General features: G+C 60.4%; 21 protein-coding genes. All 21 read left to right on the forward strand.

The window, feature by feature from the left end; genetic code table 11:
* Window positions 1-95: 95 nt before the first annotated feature.
* The 21 genes from HMI57_RS07575 to HMI57_RS07675 all read left to right on the forward strand — a co-directional run bounded on the left by HMI57_RS07575 (window position 96) and on the right by HMI57_RS07675 (window position 20,085).
* On the forward strand, window positions 96-362 hold the full coding sequence (locus HMI57_RS07575; RefSeq protein WP_171585338.1) for a hypothetical protein: 267 nt from the start codon (window positions 96-98) through the stop codon (window positions 360-362).
* 534 nt (window positions 363-896) lie between these two features.
* Window positions 897-1,160 carry a hypothetical protein gene (locus tag HMI57_RS07580; protein WP_171585339.1) on the forward strand — a complete coding sequence of 88 codons (264 nt, stop codon included), beginning with the start codon at window positions 897-899 and terminating at the stop codon, window positions 1,158-1,160.
* A gap of 536 nt (window positions 1,161-1,696) precedes the next feature.
* Entirely contained in the window at window positions 1,697-2,038 is a 342-nt protein-coding gene (locus HMI57_RS18830) for a hypothetical protein (protein WP_216607236.1), read from the forward strand.
* A 39-nt stretch (window positions 2,039-2,077) separates the two neighbouring features.
* Window positions 2,078-2,428, forward strand: a complete 351-nt coding sequence (locus HMI57_RS07590) for a hypothetical protein (RefSeq protein ID WP_171585341.1) — start codon at window positions 2,078-2,080, stop codon at window positions 2,426-2,428.
* On the forward strand, window positions 2,412-4,178 hold the full coding sequence (locus HMI57_RS07595; RefSeq protein WP_346655158.1) for a terminase: 1,767 nt from the start codon (window positions 2,412-2,414) through the stop codon (window positions 4,176-4,178). The genes HMI57_RS07590 and HMI57_RS07595 overlap by 17 nt, the downstream gene beginning before the upstream one ends.
* Complete coding sequence (locus tag HMI57_RS07600) at window positions 4,178-5,491, forward strand: phage portal protein (RefSeq protein ID WP_171585342.1); 1,314 nt, start codon at window positions 4,178-4,180, stop codon at window positions 5,489-5,491. The genes HMI57_RS07595 and HMI57_RS07600 overlap by 1 nt, the downstream gene beginning before the upstream one ends.
* Window positions 5,475-6,272: a hypothetical protein gene (locus HMI57_RS07605; RefSeq protein WP_171585343.1), complete on the forward strand. Its 798-nt coding sequence runs from the start codon at window positions 5,475-5,477 to the stop codon at window positions 6,270-6,272. The genes HMI57_RS07600 and HMI57_RS07605 overlap by 17 nt, the downstream gene beginning before the upstream one ends.
* Window positions 6,273-6,319: 47 nt before the next feature.
* Entirely contained in the window at window positions 6,320-6,799 is a 480-nt protein-coding gene (locus HMI57_RS07610; RefSeq protein ID WP_171585344.1) for a hypothetical protein, read from the forward strand.
* A 55-nt stretch (window positions 6,800-6,854) separates the two neighbouring features.
* Window positions 6,855-7,751, forward strand: a complete 897-nt coding sequence (locus HMI57_RS07615) for a P22 phage major capsid protein family protein (protein ID WP_171585345.1) — start codon at window positions 6,855-6,857, stop codon at window positions 7,749-7,751.
* Entirely contained in the window at window positions 7,751-8,212 is a 462-nt protein-coding gene (locus HMI57_RS07620; protein WP_171585346.1) for a hypothetical protein, read from the forward strand. The genes HMI57_RS07615 and HMI57_RS07620 overlap by 1 nt, the downstream gene beginning before the upstream one ends.
* 9 nt (window positions 8,213-8,221) lie before the next feature.
* Complete coding sequence (locus HMI57_RS07625) at window positions 8,222-8,611, forward strand: DUF6093 family protein (RefSeq protein WP_171585347.1); 390 nt, start codon at window positions 8,222-8,224, stop codon at window positions 8,609-8,611.
* Window positions 8,608-8,991 (forward strand): hypothetical protein, encoded by a 384-nt coding sequence (locus HMI57_RS07630; protein WP_171585348.1) that lies wholly within the window; start codon window positions 8,608-8,610, stop codon window positions 8,989-8,991. The genes HMI57_RS07625 and HMI57_RS07630 overlap by 4 nt, the downstream gene beginning before the upstream one ends.
* The gene (locus tag HMI57_RS07635) at window positions 8,988-9,422 is read left to right on the forward strand and encodes a hypothetical protein (RefSeq protein ID WP_171585349.1); all 435 of its coding nucleotides are present in this window, start codon (window positions 8,988-8,990) and stop codon (window positions 9,420-9,422) included. Before HMI57_RS07630 ends, HMI57_RS07635 begins: the two co-directional genes overlap by 4 nt.
* Before the next feature lie 51 nt (window positions 9,423-9,473).
* On the forward strand, window positions 9,474-9,632 hold the full coding sequence (locus HMI57_RS07640; protein WP_171585350.1) for a hypothetical protein: 159 nt from the start codon (window positions 9,474-9,476) through the stop codon (window positions 9,630-9,632).
* A gap of 1 nt (window position 9,633) precedes the next feature.
* Entirely contained in the window at window positions 9,634-10,146 is a 513-nt protein-coding gene (locus HMI57_RS07645; protein ID WP_171585351.1) for a hypothetical protein, read from the forward strand.
* Between the two features lie 95 nt (window positions 10,147-10,241).
* On the forward strand, window positions 10,242-10,763 hold the full coding sequence (locus tag HMI57_RS07650; RefSeq protein ID WP_171585352.1) for a hypothetical protein: 522 nt from the start codon (window positions 10,242-10,244) through the stop codon (window positions 10,761-10,763).
* A gap of 110 nt (window positions 10,764-10,873) precedes the next feature.
* On the forward strand, window positions 10,874-11,152 hold the full coding sequence (locus tag HMI57_RS07655; protein ID WP_171585353.1) for a hypothetical protein: 279 nt from the start codon (window positions 10,874-10,876) through the stop codon (window positions 11,150-11,152).
* 163 nt (window positions 11,153-11,315) lie between these two features.
* On the forward strand, window positions 11,316-14,708 hold the full coding sequence (locus tag HMI57_RS07660; RefSeq protein WP_171585354.1) for a phage tail tape measure protein: 3,393 nt from the start codon (window positions 11,316-11,318) through the stop codon (window positions 14,706-14,708).
* 56 nt (window positions 14,709-14,764) lie between these two features.
* Window positions 14,765-15,526, forward strand: coding sequence for a hypothetical protein (locus HMI57_RS07665; protein ID WP_171585355.1), 762 nt, complete (start codon window positions 14,765-14,767; stop codon window positions 15,524-15,526).
* On the forward strand, window positions 15,527-17,806 hold the full coding sequence (locus HMI57_RS07670) for a hypothetical protein (RefSeq protein WP_171585356.1): 2,280 nt from the start codon (window positions 15,527-15,529) through the stop codon (window positions 17,804-17,806).
* Between the two features lie 5 nt (window positions 17,807-17,811).
* On the forward strand, window positions 17,812-20,085 hold the full coding sequence (locus HMI57_RS07675; protein WP_171585357.1) for a hypothetical protein: 2,274 nt from the start codon (window positions 17,812-17,814) through the stop codon (window positions 20,083-20,085).
* The last annotated feature ends 9 nt before the right edge of the window (window positions 20,086-20,094 follow it).

Here is a 20,094-nt window from a genome sequence, read left to right on the forward strand (position 1 = left end):
ATTCAACCCTCCGGTGAATTGAAACAGAGGAATGCGCACCACCCGACCGGACTATGCAGAGCGTTCCTATAGTCGAATCCACCCAGGAGCAACCTATGTCTACTCAGTACCGCAAAACGCCAGTCGTCATCGAAGCGATGCTTCTCAATGGCAACGCCCACGAAGTCATGACATGGGTTCAGCAGATCCCCCGGGGGGCCTCAGCTACCTATGATCTGGACGATAACGGGCCCATCTACATCACGACGGTCGAGGGGACGATGAAAGCGGAGCCCGGCGATTACATCATCCGGGGAGTTCAGGGTGAGTTTTACCTTTGCAAGCCGGACATCTTCGAGAAGACCTACGAGCAGGTTGGATAGCCTTGCGTCGGCTATACAGTGCTGTGTGCCAGTGGCTCGAGGCCGATGCGCAAGCAAAGGGGCAGGCCAACGAAGACCAGCCAGAAGGCGACAACTTTAGTCAAGTCGAACTTGCACACTCCTACACCAGCCACCCCGAGATGCACAGTGGCCACCGTGAGCAATCCATAGATGATGACAACGGTGGACGTGGACGGTCCATCTCACTGCGATGGAATGGAACCGCCGACAGCTGATGGCATGGCATACCTCCACCCGCTCGAAGCGCCTACCACCTGACTGGCCCAAGCTCAGGCAAGCCGTCAAACGTAGAGCCGGCGGGATATGCGAATGGGTAGCCGACGGCCACCGGTGCACAACCATAGGTAGCGAGTGCGACCACACCACCCCGGGCGACAACCACGCGCTGTCCAACCTCCAATGGTTATGCACCAATCACCACGCCGAAAAGACCCGGCAAGAGAACGCGGCACGCAACACAGCCAACGCCCAACTCAGACGCAGACCCACCGAACCACACCCAGGGAGAACACCATGACCGCAGTCACCCTCAGCAAAGCAATCGGCGGACACAACAAAGGTGCGACCATCAACGTCACACCAGGCGTCGCCGCCTACCTCACCAACACTGGACACGTCGAAGAGACCACAACTCCGGCCGTGGCTGAGGACACGGACACCAAGCCAGCCGGCAACGCAAGCCTAGAAGCATGGTACGACTACGCACTACGCAACGGACACACCGAAGCCGAACTTGACGGACTCAAGAGGGACGACATCAAGACACTCATCGGATAGACTCAAACCATCGCGAGGTCGACGGCCAACCCCACTGCGGGGTGCCTCCCCCGCGGAAAACCCCCTTACCGCCGGATAGCAACTCTCATCCTGCGTGCGCTCCTTCTGGCTTTTTCGGTGGGGCTGGGAGCTCCCTGGCTCTCTCTGTGCCGACCTTTCGATGGCTTTGTGGGCTTGAATAACCCCCGCTTCGGTAGATCGGCTCCTGCAGATGCAACCTCTTGCGAACCCTTCCAACTCTCCTAGATTTAGCGGATTATCCGTAACAACTACGGTAGACTAGAAGGATGACTGAGAGGGTGTGCGAGTACTGCGGAGAGAGCATCAATCTCCTGCGTGCTGGCGCCCGGTTCTGTTCCACGAAGCATCGTGTTTATGCGTCTCGGAAGCCTGTTTTACCGGTGGAAATGACTAGTAAAGCGCGATGGATGCGGTGGAAACCGGTTCGACGTGGGGGTCGGGTGACGAAGCTGCCCATCACCACCGAGGGGAAGCCGGCGTCTTCTACGAATACGGCTACGTGGTGTTCCTACCAGGTGGCTCGCCAGTCCACCTTGGGCACCGGCCTCGGGTTCGCCCTTGGTGAGGGTATCGGCTGCATTGACTTGGATCACTGCATCATCGACGGCGTGGTCGCCGAGTGGGCACGCGCAATCTTGGACTCATGCCCGCCGACCTATATCGAGGTCTCCCAGTCCGGTGAAGGCCTGCATATCTTCGGCCTGTTGCCTGAGGGTTCCGGTCGGAACATCCGCTCGGGAGAAATGGCGATCGAGTTCTACTCCGCCGGCCGGTACATCGCCGTAACCGGCAACAGCTTCGAGGGTTCCCCTACGAGGCTCGCAGATTTGTCCGGGGTTGTTGCCTCGGTCGTCTAGTGCCCCTGGTGGGCGCGCACAGCGTCCCGGGAGGACATCATGGCAGCTACAGCACCGCGTGGCCTGGAGGCCAAGGGTAAGCGCCTGTGGAAGGACACCACATCTAACTACGAACTCCGCGCCGATGAACTGGACACACTCGAGGACATCTGCCGTGAGGCCGACCTGATCGTTCGCCTCGAGGCAGAACTCGATGGGGCGGAGCTGATCACAACTGGTTCACAGGGGCAGGACGTTGCTAATCCCATGGTGTCGGAAATCCGGCAGCATCGGGCAACAAAGAAGGCTCTGTGGGCCAGCCTGAAACTGCCAGATGAGGGTACCGCGGGCAACCAGCAACGCGCGGCGGCACAAACACGTTGGGCCCAGACCCGTGGCAAGGTCTCGTAGCTCCGCGGCTCTCATCACTTCTGCCGAGTCGGACTTCGCGGAGATTATCCGTTGGTACGAGGATCAGCTCGCGTCTGCTTTCCCTCCTGCCGGGCTGTTGTGGGAGCCGGTAAAGATCGGTCCGACCTGGCAGTACGAGAACGGGTGGACGCTCCCCCGCTTCACACTCGGATGGCGGATCCTTGCTTGGTGTGGGTACTGGCTGAAGGACAAGCACGGGAAGCCTTGGGCGTTCACCGCTGAGCAGACCCGGTTCATCCTCTGGTACTTCGCTGTCGAAGAGTCCGGTGACTTCGTCTACCACTCGGGTGTTCTGCAGCGGTTGAAGGGTTGGGGCAAGGACCCGATCGCTGCGTGCCTGTCGATGGCGGCCATGTTCGCCGAGGTGACCTTCGACTACTGGGATGGAGACAACCCGGTGGGACGCGAGCAGTCGAACGCGTGGATCCAAATCGTTGCCGTATCACTCATTCAGACGCAGAACACGATGAAGCTCTTTCCGTCGCTGATCACTGCGGAGGCACGGAAGCACTACGGCATCCAAGTCGGCAAGCGGAACGTGTGGGGTGCTGGCGATGAGCGGCAGATCGAGGCGGTGACGTCGTCGGTAATGTCCATCGAGGGCGGCCGACCGACGTTGGTGATCCGCAACGAGACGCAGAACTGGAATTCTTCGAACTCTGGTCATGAGATGGCTGGAGCAATCGAGGGTAACGCGGCGAAGTCCGATAAGGATTCGCCGGCAAGGATGCTGGACATCTGCAATGCGTACCGGCCGGGTGAGGACTCGGTGGGTCAGCGTATGAGGGAGGCCTACGAGTCGACATTGGGTGATGAGGCAGATTTTGCCGAGTTCGGTGTCATGTATGACTCGCTTGAGGCTCCCCCGGAGGCGCCGTTGACGTTGGCCGCTGCCCCTGACGTGGTGCTTGCGGTGCGGGGTGACGCGGTGTGGTTGGACGCGGAGGGGCGCATCAGAAAGTCGATCGCGAACCCGGCGAACACTCCGAGTGAGTCGCGGCGTAAGTGGTACAACCAGATCACCGCGGCCGAGGACGCGTGGACTGAGCCGCTTGAGTTCGACCCGCTGAAGGATCCTGAAAAGGTCCTGGAACGTGGCGAGGAAATCGCCCTGTTCTTGGACTGCTCTAAGTCCGACGATGCCACCGCTTTGGTGGGCTGCCGGATGTCCGATGGACATGTGGTGACTCTCGGTATGTGGCAGCGTCCGCCTGGCAAGCGCGGGGACGGATGGTTGGCGCCCCGCGAGAAGGTCGACCAATCGGTGCGCGAAGCGTTCGACGAGTTCACAGTGGTGGGTTTCTTCGGGGACCCGTCGCATGTGAAGGACGACGAGACGATGGACCGCTACTGGGATCCGCTGTTCAACGACTGGCACCTGCAATACCGGCACAAGCTCCGTGTGTGGGCGTCAGGAAAGAAGGGTGGATCTGGCCATGCGGTCATGTTCGACATGTCGGCCCGGGACAACACCCGTTCGTTCGCTTCTGCGGTGGGCTTCACTCTCGAGGAGATCAAGTCTGCATCGTTCACCTGGGACGGCGACGCCCGGTTGCGTCGACATGTGCTGAATGCCCGTCGGTACCCGGTTGACGGGTACGTATCCATTTCGAAAGACAAACGCGAGTCGAAGAACAAGATCGACCTCGCAATCTGCATGGTCGGCGCCCGCATGGTGCGCCGGCTAATCCTGAACAGCGGCAAGAAGGGTGGTGGGCAAGTATGGTGATGCGAAAAAATGCTGTGCTGGAGCTCGCCAACGACGTCCTTGTCCCTGGCTGGCAGCAGGAACGCCAGAAACTCGACAGGATCGATAATTGGCTGCGTTGGACACCTGAAAAAGTGCGGGTGCCAACCTCGGCTGACCAGGAAGAGAAGTACCTTCGGGACCTCGCTGAGACTCCTTGGCTTAGTTTGGTCGTCACGACGGTGGCTCAGCAGTTGGTTGCTGAACTGGTTCGTTCAGCCAAGTCGCTGAATGTGGATCCGGTGTGGGAGCCGTGGGTGCGGAACCGGATGCCATCACGGCAGCGGGCCATCCACCGCGCAGCCCTTGGCTACGGGTACGCCTACACGACGGTGATGCCCGGTGACACAGGCTCCGTGATCCGGGGTTACTCGCCACGGGACATGTACGCGGTCTACGCTGACCCGGTTGAGGACGAGTACCCGATGTATTACCTGCGTGTGCGCGGCGATCACCGGTACGTGGTCGACGAGGAAACTGTCCACGTTCTCGGGCTTGAGGATGGGCGCCTCCAGTACATTGAGGAACGCTCCCACGGGGTTGGTGTGGCTCCGGCTATCCGGTACTCCAATCAGATCGACCTTGAAGGCCGCACCCCGGGCGAAGTTGAACCATTCATCCCAGCCGCTCAACGTATCAATAAGACGACATTCGACAGGTTGCTTGTTCAGCATCACTCGTCGTGGAAGGTTCGCACTGCCACCGGCCTCGAAGACCCCAAGAGCGACGAAGAGAACGAGCGCCGGAAGCTGCTGTTGCGCCAGAACGACATCCTCACGGGCGGTGAGGGGGTCAACTTCGGCACCCTCGATGAGACGAGCCCTGAGGGCCTGATCAAGGCCGAGGAAGCGGACATTGAAACGCTGGCCGCGGTCTCCCAAACCCCGGCGCACGCACTGACGGGCAAGATGATCAACCTGTCCGCTGACGCGATCACCGAGGCCCGAGCCATGCTCGACCTGAAAGCTGGAGAGCGCAAGGTCGGCTTCGGTGACTCGCACTGCCAGACATTGCGGCTCGCCTCCCATATCGAAGGGCGCGAGAACGACGCGAACGACTTCAGCCTGGTCATTGACTGGGCAGACCTCGAATCGCGTTCAATGTCGCAGGCTGCGGACGCTCTCGGCAAGATGGCGTCGATGCTCGGCATTCCTCCGGAGAAACTGTGGGATCGTATCCCCGGCATCACTCCGGATGTGGCGAAAGGCTGGCTGGACTACAAGCGGGAGAATCCTTCCGCCGAAGCCCAGTTGGCCAACTCCCTGATGGTTCAGTCCAATGGCACTGACGGCTGAGGGCAGGGAGCTCACTGAGGCCAACCGTCTCGCCCAGCTTGCTATCGCGGCCCGCGCTATGGCCGTCTCTAGCGTCCTCTGGGATGGCGTGGACGTGGGGCGATTGGATCAGTCCACGGCCCGATGGATGCCCGCCCAGCTGGCGGTGCTTCGCAGGTTCCACAATGACTCCAACCGCGTTGCTGGGGAATATCTGCGCCAGTACCGGCTAGCCGAGGTCGGACAGCCCGGGGATCCTATCCCGGGTGTGTTTGATACGGCCGAGATGCGCAACACCATGTTGCTGGCTGGCCCGGTTCGAACAAAGTTGCTGATCGCTAACGGCATGGAGCCAGATGAGGCGAAGGCAGGAACGTTCGTCAAGCTTGGCGGCATGGTTCGCCGGCAGGTGCTTGATGGCGGTCGCGGATCGGTCAACAGGACTGAACGTGGCGACCGGAGAGCCAAAGGTTGGCGGCGCGTCAGCGATAGAGACCCTTGTACGTTCTGCGCGATGCTTTGCGCTCGGGGCCCTGTCTACGGATCTGAACAGAAAGCTAACCAGGTGGGCGGCTCCGGACTCCAATTCCACGGACACTGTGGCTGTACCGCCGAGATCATCTACGGCGAGTGGACACCCACTGAGACTGAGCAGACATTCGTGAACGCCTATGACGCTGCGGCAGCGGAGGCCGACGCGGCAGGTCAGTCACGCATGCAAAGCACCATCCTCTACAGGATGCGCCGAGATGGATCCTTCAAGGACTCCCCCAAGATCCGCAACGCGAACAGCGCTGCGTAAGAGCTGCCCTGGTGGCGGCGCCAGTACGAGAAGCCCCAGGAGGGCACATGTCAGAACAGCCAGCCGAATCCACTGAATCGACCGAGGAGAACACGGAGGAAACCAAAGCCCAGGAGGCGAAGGGGACCGAAGAAGAATCCACGGAAGAGGTATTCGACGCAGAGAGGGCTCGCGAGAAGATCCGCAAAGCCAATGGCGAAGCGAAGAACCTCCGAGAACGCGCCCTCGCTGCTGAGGAGAAGGCGAAGGGCGCCGAAGGCAAAGACACGAGGATCACGACCCTGGAGGCCGAGAATCTGCGTCTGCGCGTTGGTGTCAAGCATGGACTGCCCGAGGCGCTGATCAAGCGCCTGTCGGGAACCACCGAGGAAGAGATTCTCAAGGACGCCGAAGAGCTCATGGAGTTGTTCGGCCCGAAGAAGCCTCCGACGAACCGCCCAAGCGAAAAGCTCCGCGGCGGCGGTGACCCAACTAGCGAGCCCGAAGAGCGGGACCTCGACAAGTTGGCGCAAGGCATTTTCCGTTAGATCGTGCGTCTCCGCCACGGAGGTCGCGCCAGTAACTACACACTAGGAGGCCCCCGTGGCTAACACTCTTTACACCCCGGAACAGGCGGCGCGGGCTACGCTCGCTTCCCTGCGCTGGTTGACCAACCTTCCCCGCACCGTCCGTCAGGACTTTTCCAGTGACTTCGTTGCTGGCCGGGGTCAGACCGTGAATGTGCTCGGCCCGGTTAGCGCCGGCACCGCGAAGGTCTACACCAAGGCCCAGCGCGACGCCCGCGAAGCAATCCAATTCAACGAGCTGGATCAGCAGTGGTTCCCGGTCACCCTGGATAACCAGGTGTACAACGCACTGCGACTGCCGGACGACTTCGCAACGTTCACCCTGACCAACCTTGCCCAGCAGGTCCTTCGACCTCAGGCTGAGTCGGTCGTTGATGAACTCGCTGCGCCGCTGATCGCGGAGATGGCGACCATAGCTACGGACGCGTCGATCCCTGCTGTGGCTCCGGATGGCTCGAACATCATGCAGGTCCTGATCAAGTCCCGGCAGGTACTCAACGAGCGTCGCGTCCCTACCGACAGCCGCACGTTCGCTGTCGGGGCGGACATCGAGGCCGCGATCCTATCGTTGCCCCAGCTTCAGAAGGTCAATGAGGCCGGAACTTCGGAGACCCTGCGGAACGCGACCATCGGCCGCCTGTTCGGTTGGACCATCGTGGCTGATGCTGCGCTGCCATCCGATTTCGGTATCGGCTACCACCGGGACGCGTTCGCTCACGTCACCCGTCCATCACGTCAGCCTGAGGGTGCGGCGAAGTCGGCCACGGTCGCACAGGATGGGTTCGCGCTCCGCTGGATCCAGCACTACAACCCGCTGCAGCTCGAAGACCAGTCAGTTGTGGACACCTTCTACGGTGCCGCCACACTGGACGCCAACCGGGCCGTCTCCGTCTCGCTCGCGACAGGCGTGTAATGGCGGCCCCGGCAACTCTCGCCGGGGTCGAAGAGCTCGCCGATTGGCTTGGTGAGCCGATCCCAAATGGTACGGCTGAGTCCAAGCGAGCGGTGCTCTGCCTGCGTATCGCGTCCGCCCTGGTTCGTAAGGAATCGGGGCGGACGTGGACCACTGACACGGGGACCCTTGTCGCGGATGTCCCCGAGGATGCGGTCATGGTCACTCTTTATTGTGCTGGCCGGGTGTTCGATAACCGGTCAGCACAGACGCGGGGTTCCATTGACGACCGGGACGAGGCATGGCGGGTCGATGAGTCAGGTGCTTACCTGACTGACTCCGAGAAGCGGATGCTGTCCGCCTTCAAAGCCACGTCTTTGAGGGGTCTTGGTGTTGTTGCGACGACTCGCATTGACACTGTTCCCGCCTCCCAGGGGTGGGTTCCTACGGGTACGCCCGAGGTCCAGTTTCCTTGGTATTAGGGGGTTTTCATGCGTCTTGGAGTTCTGCTCAAAAGTGGGCAGCGTGCGGCTGAACGGCTGATGGTCGATCGGTGCAAGGTTGCCCGCACCACAGGTGAGTCGGTGTTCAACCCGGCGACGGGGAAGTACGAACCTTCCCTGACCACCACCTATGAGGGTAAATGCCGGTTGCAGACTTCACGCACGCAAGCGGCCAACCCCGAGGCCGGCGGCGCGGTGTTCACCGTCGAAAGGCTCGACCTGCAACTGCCGGTCTTGGTTGAACTTTCGGTGGGTGAGGTCGCCGAGCTGGTCGAGTCAATCAATCCGATGATCGTGGGGAACAAGTACCGCGTCACCGGGTTGGCGGGCAAGACTCACGAGACGAAGCGGACCTACAGTGTGGAGGTTGTGTCGTGATCGACTCGTCAGAGCTCAACGGTTTGGCCGCGGACTTCTCCAGAGCGGGAAGTGTTGCTGTCGGGAAGGTTCGCCCGATTGTTTCCAAGGGCGCACTGAACATCAAGAACCGGATGCAGAAAGACGCTAGCGCCTCCCGACACTTCGGGCAGATCGCGCCGACCATCGACTACCACATCAACGCCACTGACGAAGGTATCGAAGCCGAGATTGGCCCGAACAAAGCTCGAGGCCGGTCAGCTTCCCTGGCCGGTCTGGCTTACTTCGGTTCGTCCCGGCCAGGCGGTGCCACCGTCATGGATCCCATCCACGCTTTGAACGACGAGGCGGGGAACTTCGTGGAGCATCTAGCTAAGGCTGTGGGGTTCATCTTCGAATGATCCGTGAACACTACCTAGCAGTCCGCGACCTCATCCCCGAGTCCGCAAGTTATGACATCCACTTCGGGAGCGTGAGCCCCAAGCACGACGAAGAAGGCAAGGAGATCCCCCTGCGTTACCCGTATGTGGTCGTGTGGGGCGACTTCGGCACGGAGCATTCGGAGTCTTTGGCCCGCGTCCCCGACCAGCTGGACCTCCGCCCGCGTGTCACCTACGCAGGCGAGGGGTATGAGCAGGTGATGTGGCTCGCCGACACGGTGCGCCCCCACCTGAACCGGGCATCCCCTGTGGTGACCGGTTGGCACCCGGGAAAGATGAACGTCTCCCCTCTCCGCCCACCCGAAGAAGACCAAGATGTGACCCTCCCCGGTTCGAACACCTACCCGTGGGCGGCTGTTGACGAGTTCCCGTTCATATCCACCCGCAACTAACAATCCCCGGCCCCATTGAGGGCCATTTTTTATGCCCGAAAGGCGATCATCATGCCCCTCATTGAGGTCTATTCCAAGACGACCGGGGAGAAGCAGTACGTCCCCGAGCACTTCCTGGCTTCGAAGAATCCAAAGCTGAACAACTTCCGCAAGACCCCGCTCCCCGAAGTTCCGGCGGCAGCAGAAACCCCGAAGAAGAAGGAGTCCTGACATGCCCCGTTTCATTGGCGATGGAAAGACCAAGTTCACCCTGCTCACCACGAAGCCAGCTAACCCGGCTGACCCGACCGCTACCGAGCTGAACGCGGGTATTGATGCGTCGTTCAAGGTTCTCGGCAGCGACTTCCTTTGGTCGGCCACAGACTCGACAGCGATCACTGAAACCCCGCTTGGCGAAAAGATCGAATCCTCCGCACCGGGCCGCGGCATCTATCAGGCAGGCCTGACCCTCTGGCGTTACTTCGCCCTGGCCGGCGGTGCGGATCCCACCGAGGACGAGGTATTCGAGGCGCTGAAGGCCAAGGGCACCACCCTGTGGGGGTACGCCCGCGAAACCGACAAGGACGCTGAGGAAGATTGGGCGGCCGGCGACGAGATCTATCTCGGAGCTGAGGTCGTCAATGACACCCCACAGCGTCTCGATGGGACCGGATTCATCAAGCGCCGGGTCCCAATGATGGTCCAGCGGGCCTACGACAACATCACTGTTGCCGCCGGGGTCTAACACCCCTCGACCGGTTGGGTGCGCGTGATTTCAGTCTCCGCGCACCCAACCGCACCACGCCTTCTCGAGACTGAGCGAAATGGAGACTGAAACCCATGACTAATTCACCAGACGAGTTCGACCTCGACGGTTGGGTGAAGGGCATCAAACGCCCTGAGCGTTCCGTGACTGTGTACCAGCGGCCCGACATCATCGCCGAGCTGGATGAGTTGGAGAGGCAGATCAAGACCGCCCGACGCGTCGCACAGGACGACGAAGGAAGCCTCGGATCCAAACGTTCGCTGCGTGCCCTTGAGGGTGAGTACCAGCGGATGGCTCAGGAGTTCTCCGACTCGGCCCTCACGATTCGTCTCCGGTTGGTTGACGCGGACGAGAAGAAGCGGATTGTCGCGAAGTCCAAGAAGGGCGACATGGCCGATTTCGCCGGCCGCATGTGGTCAGCGGCGATCATCAGTCCGAAGGTCACACCCAAGCAGGCGCTGGCCCTACTCAGCAGCATCGATGAGGTCCAACTCGCCGCCGTGCAGGAGAAGTTCGACGCCATGCAGGCGGACATGCCATCTGTGAGCGCCGATTTTTTGCCGAGGTCCTCTGGACGGGAAAGTGGCACGGAGTAGTCCAGATCCTCAAAACGTGTGAGCGGTTCGGCCGTCCGCCGTCCGCTTACATGGGCGGTCCGGAGTGGGGCGAGAAAGACCACCTATTGACTCTCGCCTACACCGTTTACGTGGATGGGTTGAACGAGATGGGCTTCCCTATCAATCAGTCCCGCCACTTCGATAACGACGGTTACTACGAGGCCGAAACCATCCAGGATCATTCACTGGCTGCCGTTGAGCAGTTCCAGAAGGACAACAAAGTTTCGAGTCCTGGCGAGCGGGTCGTGGTTCGTTACACGCGCCCGCCGGGTAAACCGCTAGCTACGTTCCCTGCGGATACCAAAACCAACAATCAGGGTAATCAACCCTGCAAACGCGACAAGAATGCTGAAGCCGTACAGGAATGACTCTGAGGAATCTTCGCCGCCTGTAGCAAATATCAAGTGAACGGCGATCCCGAGCACGAGCATGGCCAACCCGGTCACTATCGCGTTGTGCCCGCGCCGTTTGGCCTGTATCCCCCGCGTGTCAGTCATCCACCCATTGAACAGCATGTAGGGGGTTCCCGCTATGGCGGATCGCAATGTAGTCGTGCGCCTAACAGCCGAAATCGCCGGTTTCAAGCAGGCGATGGACGAAGCCACACGGGTTACGAAACAGACCCAGAAGGCTACCGAGGATGCCGGGAAGTCCGCTGACACAAACCTTGGGCGGATGGTCCAGTCTGCGCAGAAGAACCGCCAAGCGTGGGATCAGACCGGCGCCACATTCCTGAAGACAGGTGCCGTCATCGGCGGCGGCTTGGCAATGGTCACGAAGGCTGCCGTTTCGTGGGAGTCTGCGTGGGCTGGCGTCCAGAAGACCACGGACGGCTCGCCTGAGCAGATGGCCGCGCTTGAGAAAGAGCTTCGCGGACTTGCCAAGACTCTGCCGGCAACGCATGAAGAGATTGCTGGTGTGGCTGAAGCTGCAGGTCAGTTGGGTATTCAACGCGAGAACGTTGCGTCCTTCACCAAAACGATGGTTGACCTCGGGGAATCCACCAACCTGTCATCTGAGGAAGCGGCTACGGGTTTGGCGCGGTTCTCCAACGTGATGGGCACCAGCCAGGACGACGTCTCGCGTTTGGGCTCCACGCTGGTGGGGTTGGGCAATAACTTCGCCACCACTGAGTCCGAAATCCTGGCGATGTCCATGCGCCTCTCCGGTGCTGGCGTGCAGGCTGGGCTTTCTGAGGGCGAAGTGATGGGTCTCGCGGCTGCTATGTCCTCAGTGGGCATTGAGGCTGAGGCTGGCGGTAGCGCCATGTCCATCACCATGAAGCGGATCAGTAAGGCCGTCGAAGAGGGCGGCGGGTCACTCGACCTGTTCGCCAAGACTTCCGGCATGACCTCGGAGCAGTTCTCGACGGCTTGGGAGAATGACGCAGCCGGTGCCTTGACCACATTCGTTGCTGGTCTTTCTGAGACTGAAGCGATGGGCATGTCCACCAACGCTGTGTTGACCGAGCTGGGCATCACTGGCATCCGCGAGGCTGACGCACTCTTGCGCCTGTCGTCCGCTCACGAGGTAACGACGGCAGCAATGGCTCAGGGCAACGAGGAGTTCGCACGCAACACCGCCTTGCAGGAAGAGGCTGCGAAGCGGTACGAGACTACTGAATCCAAGATCAAGATCGCTTGGAACAACATCAAAGATGCTGCCATTGAGGGCGGCGCTGTAATCCTGCCCGTTATAGCTGGGCTGGCTGAGGGTGTCGCTGATATGGCGGAGTTCTTCGGGAACCTTCCGGGGCCGGTGAAGGGTGCCATGACCGGTATCGCTGGCATTGCCGGTGTTGGTGCGCTCGCCGCTGGAGCTTTCCTCACCCTGTTTCACCGGGTAATGGACACGGTCGGCGCGTTCAAAACGCTATCTGCTGATGCTCCACGGGCTGCTAGTGCCCTCGGCAAGGTCGGCAAGGCTGCTGGTGTGGCTGCTGTTATCGGCGGTGTGGTTACGGCGCTGGCTAAGTGGTCAGAGTCCAGCTACATGGCGGACATTGACACGGGTATGGGCAAAGTCTCCGACGCGCTCGCCGACATCACCACCGACGCACCCGGCGCGGCAACAGCGCTAGACTCCCTCTTCCAAGATCGCAATGGCGGGGATCTGATCGGGAATGTTGACGATCTCGGATCAGCTATCGACCGGACGTTCAACAAGACTGCGGGCCGTAAGTTCAATGACTGGGCTGAGGGCATCATTAGCTCAATAGTCCCCGTTGAGGGCTCATCCCACATACTGGCGGATTCATGGAAGCGGCTTGATCAGGGGCTCTCCGATCTGGTCACCTCGGGCAACCTTGCGGGCGCGGACGATGCGTTCAAGAGCATCCAGGAGCAGGCTGAAGCTCAGGGTGTTTCCCTTGAGGAACTGTCGGCTAAGTTCCCCCAGTACGCTGACGCTCTAGCTACTGCTAGTGCTGAGCAGAAGGAAGCGGCCTCTAGTGCTGAGGCGACTGAGGCTGCTCTTGAGCAGGAGGCTGCTGCTGCGGAGGAAGCTGCTGTTGCTTCTGCGGAAATGGAAGAAGCTCTTGCTGAGATTGGTTTGTCAGCAGACGGCACGATCGCTTCTCTGAACACCTTCATCGGTGTACTGCAGGAGTCGGGTCTTCTGACCCTGTCTGCGCGGGATGCTTCCCGTAACTTCGAGGCCGCAATCGATTCGATCCAACCCGCCATTGATGCACTCATTGAGAAGCATGGCGGTCTGGGCGAGGTCCTCAACGACACCGCATCGGGTTTTCGAGACGACACGGAGGCCGGCCGTGAGGCCGGTTCCGCGTTCGACGCTGTCGCTTCATCGGGCGCAAACATGGCGCAAGCTATGGCTGACGCTGGCGGCACACAGGAAGAGCTCCAAGCACAACTTGGCACCACCTACGGCTCGCTGATCAACGCTGCGGGCCAATTCGGCATCACAGGTGAAGCTGCGGACCTGCTGGCCCGCGACGTAATGGGCATCCCCGCCGAGGCGAACATCGAAACGTGGATGTCCGACGAAGCCCTGAAGCGGGCCGAGGCGACGACCGCGGCCATGGACAACATCCCCGGCGAGGTCGACGTCCACTCATTCATGAGTAGCGATGCGAACGACATGGCGCTGAATACCAAGGCATCAGCCGAGGACGTGCCAGACCAAGTCACAATCGACTCCTGGATGTCCGACGCGGCGTTCATCGAGGCACTGGAAACCCGGGCCGCTGCACTGAACATCCCGCCGGACGTTGCGGTTGCTTCATTCATGTCGTCCGCGGCGCGGAACGAGGCCGACAGTACGACGGCGCAGGTGCTCAATATTCCTGCCGGGACATCGATCAGCTCATACATGGACGCCTACGCGCGGTACGAGGCGCAGAACCTCAACGCTGAACTGGACCGGGCGAACGGTCGGGTTGTGACCTCCTACATGGATGTGATTACCCGGCGGTCAGTCGTGGATATGGGTGGCGGTGCTGCACTAAAGCCTGGACAGATTGGCCGGATCGCAACTGGTGGGCGCGTTCGTGCTCCATCATTCGCTGACGGTGGACGGCTCCCCGCTACAGGGTTGGGTACTGACAAGATCCTTGGCATCTCGTCTATGACCGGCGGGCCTACTGCATGGGTTGATGACCGTGAATGGGTAATCAACCGCCCCATGTCTGATAAGTGGGACGTTCTGCTGGCCGCCATAAACCGCGACGACCCGCGCCTGTCTTCTATCCCGGCGCTTGCCGGCGGTGGACGTATGTCGCGGGAGTACCCGGCGGCGCCAGCTTATGCGGGTGGCAGCGGTTCGATGACGGCGACTGTGGAAACGGCGGCGATTGCTGCGGCGGTGTCGTCTGCGGTGGCCGGAATGCGGCCAATGGTCAACATCGGCGGGCGCGAGTTCTACGGCCTCATGCAGCAAACCAACAGAGACAACGGGGGCATCTAGTGGTGGCTTACCTTGGCCCGTTCGGGTCGATGATCCCATTCAAGTGCCCGTCCGCGTTGGCTGTTTCAGCGGCCGAGCGTTCGACGCTGACCCGGCTACTGGGCGGAGCTGTGTATGAGCAGCGCGGCCCTCGCGGCCGGCGTCAATGGTCAGTCGACATCGGCACGGCCACCCCGCAGGAGATCGCAATGTTGGGTGCGCTGGTAGATGGGTTCTATGGTCCGCCGCCGTGGGTGTTCGTTGGCCCAATGCAGATGGTCACCAACCTGCTCTCGCCTGAGCAGGCGCTGCTTGATACGGGAACGTATTCGACGGGCACCACGATCACTCAGGGTGGTGCTGGGACTACGGCTGACGGGCTGCGTTATGGCCGGTCATTGAACGTGTCGGGTGGTGCTGAGGTTGCTTTACATCGCCGTGATTCTCAGACTGAGCGGCTACCAGTGGTTCCCGGCATCCCTGTCACCGCATCCATTTACGGATCCGGCGGGGCTGCTATCCGACTCGACTGGATTAGTAACACGGGCGGGTTCATCTCCAACGTGACTAGCGCTGCGGGTTCGGGGAGTTGGACTCGCCGCGTGCTCAAAGCCACCCCACCTAGTAACGCTGCGGGCGCGCAGATGGTTGTCGTCGGAGCTACCGGCTTCACCATGCCCGCGTTTACCTGGACAACCGACACCGCCCCCTGGTCACCCGGTAAGGGTTCCAACGCCGTGACGGTTGACGGGCTCGCCGAGGCCGTCCAAATGGCCGTCCAAGATGCCCCGAACATGCGACGCGGTTCGGCCTCGTTCACAATACAGGAGCTCAATTAGATGCAGACGATCGCGGGGTATCCCACCAATCTGACCAGCTCGAAGCCTACTGTGACTGTCGGTTTGAATGGCACCCCGCGCAAGGTTGCATCAGTGAATGTCACTCGCGAGCTTCCCTCGGAACTTCCGGAGCAGGTTTCTGGTGGCTCAGGGATTGCGGCAGCAACGGGCGAAGTGGTGTGGTCCACCGAGGAGGTTTCCCGGTCGAAGCGAGTAACCCCATGGGGGTCGGGTGCCTTCCCTCCGAGGACTTGGGAGACGATCACCGTCGATTCAGGTTATGGCGGTGTGGAGGCGCGGTTGTTGACGGGCCAGGTCCGCGGCGGTTCCGGTTCGCTATCGTCCCGCTTCGTGTCGTCGGCGGTTATCGACTCGATCCACATGTTGAACCAACCCGTCTCGATTCAGCCGCTCCTGAAGGATATGCCGCCATTGAACTCGGGTGGAGATTACCGGTATATCGGGATCACGCCAACGTATTTCACTGACCGTATCCTGCGTGCGTGCGGGTTTTACTCGACGCCGGCACAGGAGAATGGCTGCGTGTTTTCGGCCCCTCTCATGGGCTCTGCGTGGCCTGAGCGCGGGCTGTGTGTGTCGTCTTCGTCGGCTGACTCGTTGGGTTCGCCGTCGTGGGTTGAGGCACCGTGGGGGCAGTCAGCATTCTCGCTGGACGCTTCCTACACTGGTGCGTTCACACCGGCCTATGATGGCCGGCTGAACCAGCCCATGCAGATGAGCCTCTGTGTAGACCGTTCGTACGCGTTTCCTGGTTCGGCGTCGGGCACGTTCACGACGTGGTGGGATGCGGATCATGTGCGGATTGGCGTCACTTCATCGGGTGCCGTGACGGCAATGAAGCGTGTCGGCGGCGTGGATTCTGAGGTTTGCCGGCTGACCATTGGGTCGGGCCGCGTGTTCACTCTGCGTGTTACTCCCGCTGGTCTGTGGACGATTGTGTCATCCGATGGCCGCACGGTTAGTGGCACGTCGGCGCTCTCGTCTGGGATGACCTCGACGCCGTTCACGTCGGTGCAGGTCCGCTCCGGTCATCAGGCGGCTTACCCGATTGGTGGTGCCCAAGTTGCTTTCACGAGCGTGTACACGGCGATCAATCATGTGCGGAACACGTCGCTGACTCCTGCCGCTTACCGGTTCAGTCTGGATGCTTCGCCGGCCATTGAGAACCGTAACGCCCTGGACTTGCTGAAGGAGCAGGCGTCGGCTGAGTGCGCGGCTTTCTATCTTGATGAGTACGGTGTCGCGACATGGATCAACCGTGACCTACTGACACCTGCCGGTCCTGTCGTTGAAACGATCACGCCTTCTACAAAATTGGTTGACCTCGATTGGGAGTACAACTGGGGCGGCGTCCGGTCGAAGGTCATCATCAACTACCGAATCCCTACGACATCTAAGGCGTCGAAGTGGGTCAATGATCTGGCGTTCCGTGGTGGCGGCGATTCGATGGAGTCCGGGCAGGAAAAGGTCGAGTTCGTTTCGGCTGGCTCCGATGAGGACTGGATCATCATCGATGAGACACCCGAGAGGATCGGTGACAGCGGCACTACGGCACCGTTCAACCGTGGCTGGGGATCCTTCTACGGGGGCACGGTCACAGATGGTGAGGACCTGGACCGGCTGGCAACAGCAACCGAACTGAGCGTGTCCGTTGAACGTCTCGGCGTCAATACCCTCAAGGTCACAACGCAGGTTGGCACGTTGCCTGCTGGGACGACGCTTGAGCTGCGTATGCCGGATTCTGTGACAGGAATTTGGCCGCAACATTCCAAGGCGAACCTGCCCGTGTTCCACGCGAACCGTGTTCTGCAATGGACCGGACAGAGTAAGACTGGCGTCAACCTTGGGCCGGTCAACGCACCAGTCCTTGAGCATGACACTGGCTTTTGGGTTCATCCTGACGGCATCCAGGCACTCGCTGACTGGCTCTCCGCACAAGTTTCACAACCACGAGCCGTAATCCGCTCACTCGAAGTGCTGCCAAATGATTGCAGGCAACGCACCGATATTGTGCAGGTCGAATTCGATCTAGTCAGTCTCCGGTGCCTCGTGGTTGGGATCAATGACACTACGTCCATGTCTGGACAAGCGATCAGTAAGTCTCAGTCACTCTCACTCCGGGTCATCAGCGACACGGCAGGCGAGACCTACAACGACCTTGACGCAGCCTACGGGTACGCAAACTATAGCCAGTTCGATGCGGCGTGGTCCCCGGACACCTACAACACCCTAGACTCCGATCCGCTAAGAGAGGCGTAACCAATATGGGGACAATACCTATCGGCTCAAACAACTGGGTCACCATCGACGGCAATACTGCGGTGGCGACTGTCGCTGACATCGCCGCAATCGTGGTTTCCGGTGACGCTTCCGTGGCGACAGCTAAGGGTGAAGCGGTCGCAGGAGACGCGGACACCCTAGCCGCTGCTGCTGTGGACGCCCAGAACAGGGTCAACATTGCGAAGGCTGAGGCGGGCGACTACTCGGATTTCCGGGATGACATCATCCGCACCGAGGCGATCACGCAGGCCGGGGTCTACACCGACCAGGAGACGGCGAAGGAGCGGGTACGGCTGACTCAGGTGGAGTCCACCAACACGAACCAGGGATCCACGCTCAACAACCACGACATCCGGTTGGAAGCTGTGGAGGCTCTCGGCGGGCTCGCACCCGGTAGCCTTTCAGATGCAACGATGGCTTCCATTGCTGCTTCGGCTGGGACACAGTTCGCAACCGAACTGACCAGCCAGATCGTCGGGTCGCTCCCTGTAGTGGTCACTAATGAACCCACAGGTGGAACCGACACGGCAATGCTGAACGCCGTACTCGCGGCCAACGCGGGCAAAATGGTGCAACTCCGCGCCGGCCGAACCTACATCATCAACGATCAACTCAACGTACCTAGCGGGACGACGTTCGACCTTAACGGTTCAACCATCGATGCCACAAGCATTCCAGCAGCCACCGCGTTGGGACAGCGCACAGCGTTCCGCACCGAGGGCTCGCTAAACTCCGCGCTGCCAATTTCGGCAGCTCTTGCTCAGGGGTCGCGAACAGTTACGGGGATCAGCAGCACAACAACCCTTTCGCCCGGCGACCTCGTGTTGATGGCTAATGACGAGTCGCCGGTGCCAGGGATGACCCGCTCGGACCGCGACAAGGGTGAGCTCAATGTCATTAAGTCGGTGGACTCGGGGACTCAGGCAACTCTTTTTATTGGCTCCCTTTTCGCTTACGGGAATACTGGGTTCAATCTGAGGAAGGTAAACCCGACGAAGGACGTGCGTGTTTCCGATGGCGAGGTATTGCTAGGTGGCGTGGGGTCAGGACACTGCGGATTGCAAGCTCGATATGGAAGAAACATCTATTTCGAGAATATGCGTGTGGACGGCGCCGAAGACACAGCCGTCAACTTCCGCACCGTCTGGAACGGACAAGTGCGAGGCGGCAACATTGAGAACTCCACGAGCTCAGCCACACTTGGCACGACCGGATACGGCGTGTCCATCGTGGAGGGATCAAGGTTCTGCGACGCCGAACGCGTCGAATTCAAGAACTGCAGACACTTCATAACAGGCGGCGGCTTCTGGCCGGCGTCGAACATCGACATCAACGACTGTTTCGGAATCGGTTCGCTCAACGCCGCCTACGACACCCACGAGTCGTGCTTCTACTGGCGTCTGCGGAAAAACAAGGCGCTTGCTTGCGCGGCAGGCTTTGGTATGCGAGGGCAGTTCATCGAAGTCGATGACAACTATGTCTTCGATTCCCCAGGGCTTGGTTACTCAGCACGTACTTTCGACGGTGTTACTGAGCAGCGCGGTATTTCCTTCCGACGCAACACTGCGGTTCGGTGTGCTGGCGGAGGTATCGCATTTGAGGGTATGGCTATCGGGGCCGAACCAAACTGCCTGAAGATCGACGGGGAGGCAACCGATAACATCATCACGGATTGCGGAACGCCAACCGTAGATGGGGTCGTTTTGCGCCACTTCGACGGGATGAGGGCGTGGGGTAACACTATCCTCAGGTCGGGCCGCAACGGCATCAACATAATCGGGCTTGTAGGGACACCATCGAAGAATCTGCAAATCGGGCCGCAGCGAATCCTTGACTCCGGAAGGCATGGAATCGAGATTGCGAATGTTGACGATGGTGCTGTCAGTGGCGCGGGAGGGGAGATTCGAGGCACGGTGAATAGCGGGATGAATATCACCAACTGCAACAGGTTTAACTACACCACCCCCACCATCCGGAACCCTGGGCAAGCCGGCGTGAATATCGTCGGCGGGTCAGGCCACTGCTTCTCGAACCCTTCGATAAGCGGTGGCCTCAACGCGGGCTACGACGCGATTCGAGTGAGCGGAAGTGGTGACTTTTCAGTGATCGGCGGAAACCTAGGTTCCTCGCGGCACGCTGTGTATTCGACCGCCACAGAGAACGTCATTCTTCAAGGGGTGAATATGCGTGGAGCAGCTAGCGGCCCCAGGTTTATCGTGGAGGCCGTCAATAAGGCGGTAAGCGGCAACCTGATCTGATCGCACAAA

This window comes from Arthrobacter sp. 260 (assembly GCF_013116745.1).
GTDB lineage: Bacteria > Actinomycetota > Actinomycetes > Actinomycetales > Micrococcaceae > Arthrobacter_D.